Source organism: Kitasatospora sp. NPDC056184 (genome assembly GCF_042268405.1).
Lineage (GTDB): Bacteria > Actinomycetota > Actinomycetes > Streptomycetales > Streptomycetaceae > Kitasatospora.
Genome location: NZ_JBHJUI010000028.1, coordinates 84,722 through 92,921, shown reverse-complemented (window position 1 = coordinate 92,921; position 8,200 = coordinate 84,722). Strand labels below are relative to the sequence as shown.

Sequence of the window (8,200 nt, the reverse complement as noted above, 5' to 3'; positions counted from 1 at the left end):
AGCCGACAAATCCCAAACAGGACAGTCGAGACGTCAGTCAGGCGGCGAGTCAGACCCACCCGCAGCGTCACCACGAACATCATCACTGTCAGGCGTACGTGAGCAGACCGCCGGTGTCGATGCTCCAGGGGCCGACGGCGACGGTGTCGCCGAAGGCGAACTTCTCGCGGTTGGTGTAGCCGGGCTCGTCGTGGACGATGCCGGTACCGTTGCGCGGGTCGACGAGCAGGTAGAACGGGATGCCCATGGCCGCGTAGTCGCGGACCTTGGCCTGGTAGTCGTTGTCGGGGTTGGACTTGGAGACGATCTCGACGACCAGCAGCACCTCGTGGGGGAGGACCGCCGACTGCGTACCCTCCAAGGTGGCCTCCGGGAAGACCATCAGATCGGGGTTTCGCAGCCGACCGAGCCCGGCATCCTCCAGGTCCGCGCCGTGATAGGCGATGTAACCGGGGTTCGTGGCCGGCAACTGGGCGTTGAGCTGCCGGGCGATGCGCAGAACAGCCAGTTCGTGGCGCTTCACCGGGGACATCGTCATGACGATCTCGCCGTCGCGGATCTCGATCTTCCCTATCCCGGGGATCTGCGGCAGCTGATCGGCGATCTCGCGCAACCGGGCGTACACAGCAGGATCGACGCTCACATTCCGGATTGTAGCGACGGCAGCCGACAGCCGGCGTTCCTCACCCTGCTGCGGTTGGCGATCGCGTACGCCGACTCGCCGTCGCGCGGCACCAAGGCGTCCGCGTACAACGGAAGTGGTGGCTCTCAGGGACGGTGGAAGATCTCGTGAGTGCCGATGCGGCGCCAGACGATGTGCGGCTCGCCGTCCTGGAGCGGGGTCCCGTAGCTGAACGTCGCCCGGCTGTCGGGCGCCCAGGTCAGCTCCCAGATGTCGGGGTGGCCCTGCACCTTCTTCACCCGCAGCCCCCGCCGGAAGCCCTGGCCGGCGTGGAGGTCCGCGACGAACTGGGCGACCGAGGCGAGAAAGGCGGCCTTCTGAGCCGGGGTGAGGTTCTTCCAGTCCCGGAGAAAGTGGGCGAGGGACTCATGCGTCGGCACGGCGCTTGATCTCCCCCAGGTCCAGCCCCGCCTCGTCGGCAAGCGATTGCAGGAACTCCTCGCCGTCCTCGAACACCTCGCCACGTTCCCCCTGGGCGAGGGACTCGTCGACCTCGTTCTCCATGGCCTGCCAGGCCGGGCTCCAGAACCAGGCCTGGTCGTCCGGGATGACGGAGGCGGGGGTCAGGACGATGCGGCCGTCCTCCACCGCGACGACCAGTTGGTCCCCCTCCTGGAGGTCCAGTTGCTCCCTTATCTCCTGGGGGATGGTGACCACGCCCTTCTTCCGCACGGGCGTGGACACCAGGTGGGGACGACGGCGGCGTTTGAGGTCTGCCATGAGGAAAGTCTACCGGGCGGAAAGTCTGCCCGGCAGCTGTCCGGCGCGGCGGGTGGCGGTGTGGGCCTGGCGGGTGGCGTAGAGGGTGACGGCGGCGGCGAGGGCCATGGCGGTGAGGCCGATGGTGGCGGCGCCGGGCCAGCCGGTGGCGTGGTAGGCGTCGGCACCGATCGTGCCGCCGAGGCTGTTGCCCAGGTAGTAGGCGATCAGGTAGAGCGCGGAGGCCTGGGCGCGGCCCTCGGTGGCGGTGCGGCCGACGGCGGCGGAGGCGGTGGCGTGGCCGGCGAAGAAGCCGGCGGTGATCAGCACCAGCCCGAGCAGGGCGAGGGCCAGGGAGTCGGCGAGCGAGAGCAGCAGTCCCAGGGCGGTGGTGCCGATCGCGACGTACAGCGCGCCCCGCCGGCCGAGCCGGGCGGAGAGCCGGCCCGCGGCGGCGGAGGTGCCGGTGCCGACCAGGTAGACCACGAAGATCGAGGCGGCGATCGAATCCGGCAGGTGGAAGGGCGCGGCGATCAGCCGGTAGCCGACGGTGTTGTAGACCGCGCCGAACACGGCCATGAACAGCAGCCCCAGCGCGTACAGCCGCAGCAGCAGCGGATTGCGCAGGTGCCGTCCGACGGTGCGGGCGAGGGCCCGGGCGTCCACCGGGGCCGGAGTGAAGTGCCGGGCGGCGGGGATCAGCAGCCGGAAGGCCAGGGTGGCGAGCAGGGCGAGGACGGCGGAGGCGGCGAGCCCCCAGCGCCAGCCGAGGCCGGCCGCGACCCAGCCGGAGAGCAGCCGCCCGCCCATGCCGCCGATGCTGTTGCCCGCCACGTACAGGCCCATCGCGGAGGCCAGCGCGGAGGGGTGGACCTCCTCGGCGAGGTAGGCCATCGCGGTGGCGGGGAGGCCGGCGAGCGCCGCGCCCTGGAGCACCCGGAGCACGACCAGGGTGGTGAGGTCCGGCGCGAACGGCAGGGCGAGCGCGAGGGCGGAGGCGGCGAGGGTGGAGGCCGTCATCACGGCGGTGCGGCCGTACCGGTCGGAGAGCGCGCTGGCGGGGAGCAGGGCGAGCGCCAGGCCGAGGGTGGCGGCGGAGGCCGTCCAGCTGGCCTGGCCGGGGGTGAGGCCGAGGTCGTCCGAGAGGATCGGCAGCAGGCCCTGGGTGGAGTAGAGGAGGACGAAGGTCGCCACGCCGGCCGCGAAGAGGGCGAGGTTGGCGCGGCGGAAGGAGGGCCGGCCGGGGCGGTGGCGGTCGTCCGGGGTGAGCGTGCCAGTGGGGAGCGGGGCGGTGTGGATAGGGGCGGCGTCCGGCGCGGTCGCGGACGCCCCGGTACTGGAGGGCTGCATGACGTCGACCGTAGAACCGCCGGGCTGATGCGTCCAATGCATGGACCGGGCACAATCCATGCGTCAGCGTATGAGTGGAGCAAGGAGCAGCGGATGGAGCCGACCATGGCGACCGGGGCCGAGCCGGTCCGGCCCGCGGAGCTGGGCCCCGACCTTCCGGCGGTGCAACTCGCGCCACTGCTGGCCCAGTTCGCGGCGGTCGCCCGGCTGGAGCACGTGACGCAGGCGGCGGCGTTGCTGGCGATGCCGCAGCCGACGCTGTCCCGGGCGGTGGCCCGGCTGGAGGCGGAGCTGGGCGTCGACCTGCTGGCCCGCCAGGGCCGGACGGTCCGGCTGACCCGGGCGGGCCGGCTGTTGCTGGCCTCGGTGGAGCGGGCGCTGGCCGAGGTCGAGCGCGGTGCCGAGGCGGCGCGGGCGGAGGCCGATCCGGCGACCGGCCGGGTGGCCTTCGGCTTCCTGCACACCATGGGGACGGACGCGGTGCCGGCCCTGCTGCGGGACTTCCGGGCGGCGTACCCGCTGGTGCGCTTCCAACTGGTGCAGGACTACTCGGGCGCGATGCTCGACCGGCTGCGCGCGGGGGAGCTGGACCTCTGCCTGGTCGCGCCGGTCCCGGACGACGACCCGGCGCTGGTGGCGCGCCGGCTGGACGAGCAGCGGCTGCACCTGGTGGTCCCGGCGGACCACCGGCTTGCCGGGCGCCGCCGGATCCGGCTGGCGGAGGTGGCGGAGGAGCCGTTCGTCGGGCTGGAGCCCGGGTACGGGCTGCGGGCGATCACGGACGGCTTCTGCGCCGAGGCCGGGTTCGTGCCGCGGATCGCGTTCGAGGGGGAGGAGGCGGAGACGCTGCGCGGGCTGGTGGCGGCCGGGCTGGGGGTGGCGCTGCTGCCGCCGGCGCTGGTGCCGCGGCCGGGGGTGGTGGAGCTGGAGGTGACGGCGCCGCGCACCCGGCGGGCGCTCGGGCTGGCGTGGGCGGCGGGGCGGCCGCTGACCCCGCCGGCGGCGGCGTTCCGGGACTTCGTGCTGTCGCGGCGGGGGCGGCTGCTGGCGCACGACTGAGGGGATCGGGGGCGGCGCCCGGGTGGCCGGCTTGCGTGGAGGTGGCCCGGCTCGTCCCTTTGGTGGAATTCCCGGTGGACATCGGATGATTCGGGCCCCTGGACGGTGGCTTGTCTACGCGCGTAGGGGCTACACTCCCGCAATGGAGAAGCAGATCCCCGTCACCACCGCGGGCACCGGCCCCCGCATTCCCGCCCCCGAGCAGATCGCCCGCTCGCCGAAGGTGCTCCTGCACGACCACCTCGACGGCGGCCTGCGCCCCGAGACCGTGGTCGAGCTGGCCGCCGCCGTCGGCTACGAGGGCCTCCCCACCACCGACCCCAAGGAACTCGGCGAGTGGTTCCGCGAGGCCGCCGACTCCGGCTCGCTGGTCCGCTACCTGGAGACCTTCGCCCACACCTGCGCCGTCATGCAGACCCGTGAGGCCCTGATCAAGGTCGCCGCCGACTGCGCCGAGGACCTCGCCGCCGACGGCGTCGTCTACGCCGAGGTCCGGTACGCCCCCGAGCAGCACCTGGAGCGCGGGCTGAGCCTGGACGAGGTCGTCGAGGCCGTCCAGGAGGGCTTCCGGCTCGGCGAGGCCAACGCCCGCGCCGCCGGCCGCCGCATCCGGATCGGCACCCTGATCACCGCGATGCGGCACGCCGCGCGCTCCTCGGAGATCGCCGAGCTGGCCAACCGCCACCGCGACGCCGGCGTCGTCGGCTTCGACATCGCCGGCGCCGAGGCGGGCTACCCCCCCACCCGCCACCAGGCCGCCTTCGACTACCTCAAGGGCGAGAACAACCACTTCACCATCCACGCGGGCGAGGCCTTCGGCCTGCCGTCGATCTGGGAGGCCCTGCAGTGCTGCGGCGCCGACCGGCTCGGCCACGGCGTGCGGATCGTCGACGACATCACGGTCGAGGAGGACGGCACCGTCAAGCTGGGCCGGCTCGCCGCGTACGTGCGCGACAAGCGCGTCCCGCTGGAGATGTGCCCGACCTCCAACCTGCAGACCGGCGCGGCCACCTCGTACGCCGAGCACCCGATCGGGCTGCTCAGCCGGCTGAAGTTCCGGGTCACCGTGAACACCGACAACCGGCTGATGAGCGGCACCAGCATGAGCCGCGAGTTCGGGCACCTGGTCGAGGCCTTCGGCTACACCCTGGGGGACCTGGAGTGGTTCACCGTGAACGCGATGAAGTCGGCCTTCCTGCCGTTCGACGAGCGCCTCGCGATGATCAACGACGTGATCAAGCCGGGCTACGCCGAGCTCAAGGCCGAGTGGCTGTTCAGCGCCGGCGGCTGAGCGGTCCGGAAGCCGGGAGCTTCCGCTGTGATCGGATGAACGCCGATGTCGGCCAAGAGAGTTGGCGTTCATCCGACTTCTCGCTCGGGCGAGTGAACCGCCGTTGATCCCCGCATGATCCACTCACTACGGTGTGCCCGTCATTGCTGACAGGCCGTGGCGGCGGGCCCCGTCGCGTCGGCTGTGCGAGTCGGCCACCGACGAGGACCCAAGGGGACGAACCACATGAAGCAGGCCACTCTCAAGGCCGCCGGCACCGCCGCGCTCGGCATCGCGATCGCCGCGGTCGGCGCCGGCGGCGCGTCCGCCGCCCCCGCCACCGCGGCCGGAGGTCTCGGGCTCCCGACGAACCTGCTGACCAACCCGGCCGCCACCAACGCGCTCACCGATGTCGCGGGCAAGCTGCCGGTCGCCGACAAGGTCAGCAGCACCCTCGGCAGCCTCGCCCCGAGCGCGGGCCAGGCCGCCGCGCCGGTCGCCGGCGCCACCGGCAACCGGGGCGCCCTGCCGACCGTGCCGGGCCTCGACAAGACCCCGCTCGGCAGCCTCACCCAGACCCTCCCGCTGCCGGGTCTGACCGGCTGAGCCGTCCGCGCCGCGAAGGGGTCGTCCGCTCCCGTCGAGGAGTGGGCGGCCCCTTCCGGCGTCACGGCTCCTGGGGGAGCACCAGCCAGAGCGCCAGGTAGATCAGGAACTGCGGGCCGGGCAGCAGGCACGAGGCCAGGAAGATCACGCGGACGGTCCACGGCGTGAGCCCGAAGCGCTCGGCGATCCCGGCGCAGACGCCGGCGATGACGCGGTTGTGGCGGGGGCGGGCGAGGCGGCTCATGGTGAACTCCGTTGCTGTGGTGACGCCGTGGTCCGGTCCCTCCGGTCGGCGTACTTCCATGCTCCGCCGCCACCCCGCCGAAGACCTCCCCCCGCAAGCTGATCCCGCCCCGGACCTCCGTCCTGACCAGGCACGACCGCTCTCAGGGTTCCGCTCAGGGTCGGCCCGGAGATTGTCGATCACGCGGACGGGGAAGCCGGCCGGTCCGACTCCCCGCGCGCGGGCGTTCGATTTCCCGGAAACCCGTCCCATCCCGACCCGGGCGGCCCTAGCATCCGAGTAGTCGTACGGATGCGCAGCGTCCCGCGGGGCGCTCGGGCACATCGTCTCTGGGGGGAGATCGTGATGGCGGACATCGAGGTCGGTCCGGAACTACGCGCCTCGGCGGGAGTGGCCAGGGCGCTCGGCGGCGAGCTGGCAGGTCCGGTGAAGGCCGCCCAGGACGCCACCGCGACGGCGGCCGGTCAGCTCACGGGCTGGTCGGTAGGTGGTGCGCTCGCACAGCTGGGAAGGGAGTGGGTGACGCCGCTCAGTGCGCTGCAGAAGCGACTCGTCGACACCGGGGTCAAGTTGGAAACGAGCGCGGAGGCGCACAGTCGGACCGAACGGGCGCTGGTCAGTGGCTGGAAGGAAGGCGTTCAGTGACCGCGAGCCTCTACGAGTTGCTGACGGCCTTCGATGCACATGGTCTGCAGGATGCGGCGAGAGGTTGGAAGTCGCTCGCGAAGGCCGTGGACGGATTGGACACCCGCCACCGGACGCAGGTCAACGGGCCGTTGCGGCAGCACTGGACGGGCGGCGACGCGAGTGCGGCGTTCGCCTACCTGGAGCGCACCGAGCAGCAACTGGACATCGTCCGGGTCGAGGCCGAGGCCGTAGCACTGACCCTGAACACGGTCGCCGAACGGATGCAGCAGGCGAAGACCGACCTGACCGGCGCCGTGCATGAGGCCCAGGCGGCCGGGCTGACTGTCGCCGTCGACGGTACGGTCCAGTTGCCCGCGCAGACCTGGGACGACCGCCACGATCAGGACGCCCAGGACGCCCGGCGCGCCCTCGCCTACACCCGGAGCGCTTGTCAGGGGAAAGTCGACGCCGCGCTGAAGGCCGCCCAACAGGCCAGCGACCAGGGTCGGACAGCGCTTGGCCGGCTGGGGGCCGACATCCTGAGCCCCACACGTGGAGCCGGCGGTGTCGCCGAGACCAAGCTCGACGCGGCGTCCGTCATGGGCGACCTCGGCCTTGCAGGGGGTGTCGTCCCCGACGGCCAGGACCCGAAGAAGACCGCTGAGTGGTGGAAGGGGCTGACCCCCGACCAGCAGGAAACGTACCTGGCCCTTCGTCCAGCGGAACTGGGGCGCCTGGACGGTCTTCCGTCGTCCGTCCGCGACAAGGCCAATCGCCTGGTGCTGGATCAGAAGCTCGACATGCTCCAGGCGGCAACGCCGGGTGAGAGCGGGTTGGACGCGGAGACGTACCAGAAGCGGCGCGTGGCCCTGGAATCGATCAAGCAGAAGCTGGATGAGGCCGACGGAAACGACGAGATGCACCAGATGTTCCTGCTCGGGATCGACTCGGACGCATCGGACGGCCGCGCCATCGTCTCCAGGGGAAATCCCGACAAGGCTCTGCACACTGCGATCTTCGTTCCTGGGACGAGCACCGACCTCAACAGCGTTCCCGGTCAGATGGACCACGTCACCAGGCTTCAGAAGGCGGCGGAGGATGCTCTTACCAACCCTGGTGGGAAGGTGGCCGTCATCTCCTGGCTCGGCTATGACGCCCCGGAGTGGTCCACCGGAAGTCCACTGCTGACCAGCCGGGGCAAGGACGCCGCCCCTGACCTGCGCCTGTTCGGACAGGGCGTGCGGGTTGCGCAGACCGACAACGTCTGCAGCCATCTGACCGTCATCGGTCACAGCTACGGCAGTTATGCGGTGGGGGTGGCCGCGCGAGAGGGGGGTGGTCTGCCGGTCGATGACATTGTCGCGCTGGGTAGTCCGGGGATGGGGGTCTCCAACGCGTCGGAACTCGGTATAGATCCCAAGCACGTCTGGATCGGGGAGGCCAAACAGGACTTCACCCGGCTCGTCGGAGGAGTTCCTTTCGGTCCGTCTCCGCACATGGACGGGTTCGGGGGGAACAACATCAAGGTTGACACGACGGGACACGGCCACTACTGGGACGACCAGAGTGCGAGTCTGAAGAATCAAGGGCGCGTCATCGTGGGCGTGCCTCCGGAGACCGTCCCGAAGGACAACTTCGTTGAGGGCACCTGGTACTGGTGATG

Annotated in this window: 10 protein-coding genes; 5 read left to right on the top strand and 5 right to left on the bottom strand. The window is 71.5% G+C overall.

Features of this window, described 5'->3' with window-relative positions; all coding sequences use genetic code 11:
- Positions 1–88: 88 nt before the first annotated feature.
- From ACFC0B_RS35250 to ACFC0B_RS35235, 4 genes are all read right to left on the bottom strand, one after another.
- The gene (locus ACFC0B_RS35250; protein ID WP_376095566.1) at positions 89–643 is read right to left on the bottom strand and encodes a Uma2 family endonuclease; all 555 of its coding nucleotides are present in this window, start codon (positions 641–643) and stop codon (positions 89–91) included.
- A gap of 125 nt (positions 644–768) precedes the next feature.
- Positions 769–1,062: a hypothetical protein gene (locus ACFC0B_RS35245; RefSeq protein WP_376095563.1), complete on the bottom strand. Its 294-nt coding sequence runs from the start codon at positions 1,060–1,062 to the stop codon at positions 769–771.
- Positions 1,049–1,402 carry an AbrB/MazE/SpoVT family DNA-binding domain-containing protein gene (locus tag ACFC0B_RS35240; protein ID WP_376095560.1) on the bottom strand — a complete coding sequence of 118 codons (354 nt, stop codon included), beginning with the start codon at positions 1,400–1,402 and terminating at the stop codon, positions 1,049–1,051. The genes ACFC0B_RS35245 and ACFC0B_RS35240 overlap by 14 nt, the downstream gene beginning before the upstream one ends.
- Before the next feature lie 9 nt (positions 1,403–1,411).
- Complete coding sequence (locus ACFC0B_RS35235; RefSeq protein ID WP_376095557.1) at positions 1,412–2,731, bottom strand: MFS transporter; 1,320 nt, start codon at positions 2,729–2,731, stop codon at positions 1,412–1,414.
- A 93-nt stretch (positions 2,732–2,824) separates the two neighbouring features.
- Here ACFC0B_RS35235 and ACFC0B_RS35230 point away from each other — a divergent pair, with 93 nt between their 5' ends.
- From ACFC0B_RS35230 to ACFC0B_RS35220, 3 genes are all read left to right on the top strand, one after another.
- A complete protein-coding gene (locus ACFC0B_RS35230) occupies positions 2,825–3,790 on the top strand; it encodes a LysR family transcriptional regulator (RefSeq protein WP_376095554.1) in 966 nt (321 codons plus the stop codon).
- 142 nt (positions 3,791–3,932) lie between these two features.
- Positions 3,933–5,081 (top strand): adenosine deaminase, encoded by a 1,149-nt coding sequence (locus ACFC0B_RS35225; protein WP_376095551.1) that lies wholly within the window; start codon positions 3,933–3,935, stop codon positions 5,079–5,081.
- Between the two features lie 225 nt (positions 5,082–5,306).
- Positions 5,307–5,666 carry an ATP-binding protein gene (locus tag ACFC0B_RS35220; protein ID WP_376095548.1) on the top strand — a complete coding sequence of 120 codons (360 nt, stop codon included), beginning with the start codon at positions 5,307–5,309 and terminating at the stop codon, positions 5,664–5,666.
- A gap of 61 nt (positions 5,667–5,727) precedes the next feature.
- Here ACFC0B_RS35220 and ACFC0B_RS35215 read toward each other — a convergent pair whose 3' ends face one another.
- The gene (locus tag ACFC0B_RS35215) at positions 5,728–5,910 is read right to left on the bottom strand and encodes a PspC domain-containing protein (protein ID WP_376095545.1); all 183 of its coding nucleotides are present in this window, start codon (positions 5,908–5,910) and stop codon (positions 5,728–5,730) included.
- 345 nt (positions 5,911–6,255) lie between these two features.
- Here ACFC0B_RS35215 and ACFC0B_RS35210 point away from each other — a divergent pair, with 345 nt between their 5' ends.
- Both ACFC0B_RS35210 and ACFC0B_RS35205 read left to right on the top strand, forming a co-directional pair.
- Positions 6,256–6,555 carry a hypothetical protein gene (locus tag ACFC0B_RS35210; protein WP_376095542.1) on the top strand — a complete coding sequence of 100 codons (300 nt, stop codon included), beginning with the start codon at positions 6,256–6,258 and terminating at the stop codon, positions 6,553–6,555.
- Positions 6,552–8,198: an alpha/beta hydrolase gene (locus ACFC0B_RS35205; RefSeq protein ID WP_376095539.1), complete on the top strand. Its 1,647-nt coding sequence runs from the start codon at positions 6,552–6,554 to the stop codon at positions 8,196–8,198. Before ACFC0B_RS35210 ends, ACFC0B_RS35205 begins: the two co-directional genes overlap by 4 nt.
- Positions 8,199–8,200 lie beyond the last annotated feature (2 nt).

Excerpts from the sequence above, each read along its gene's own strand:
- ACFC0B_RS35240 (WP_376095560.1), bottom strand. The coding sequence starts at position 1,402 with ATGGCAGACCTCAAACGCCGCCGTCGTCCCCACCTGGTGTCCACGCCC.
- ACFC0B_RS35235 (WP_376095557.1), bottom strand. The coding sequence starts at position 2,731 with ATGCAGCCCTCCAGTACCGGGGCGTCCGCGACCGCGCCGGACGCCGCC.
- ACFC0B_RS35230 (WP_376095554.1), top strand. The coding sequence starts at position 2,825 with ATGGAGCCGACCATGGCGACCGGGGCCGAGCCGGTCCGGCCCGCGGAG.
- ACFC0B_RS35225 (WP_376095551.1), top strand. The coding sequence starts at position 3,933 with ATGGAGAAGCAGATCCCCGTCACCACCGCGGGCACCGGCCCCCGCATT.
- ACFC0B_RS35220 (WP_376095548.1), top strand. The coding sequence starts at position 5,307 with ATGAAGCAGGCCACTCTCAAGGCCGCCGGCACCGCCGCGCTCGGCATC.
- ACFC0B_RS35215 (WP_376095545.1), bottom strand. The coding sequence starts at position 5,910 with ATGAGCCGCCTCGCCCGCCCCCGCCACAACCGCGTCATCGCCGGCGTC.
- ACFC0B_RS35210 (WP_376095542.1), top strand. The coding sequence starts at position 6,256 with ATGGCGGACATCGAGGTCGGTCCGGAACTACGCGCCTCGGCGGGAGTG.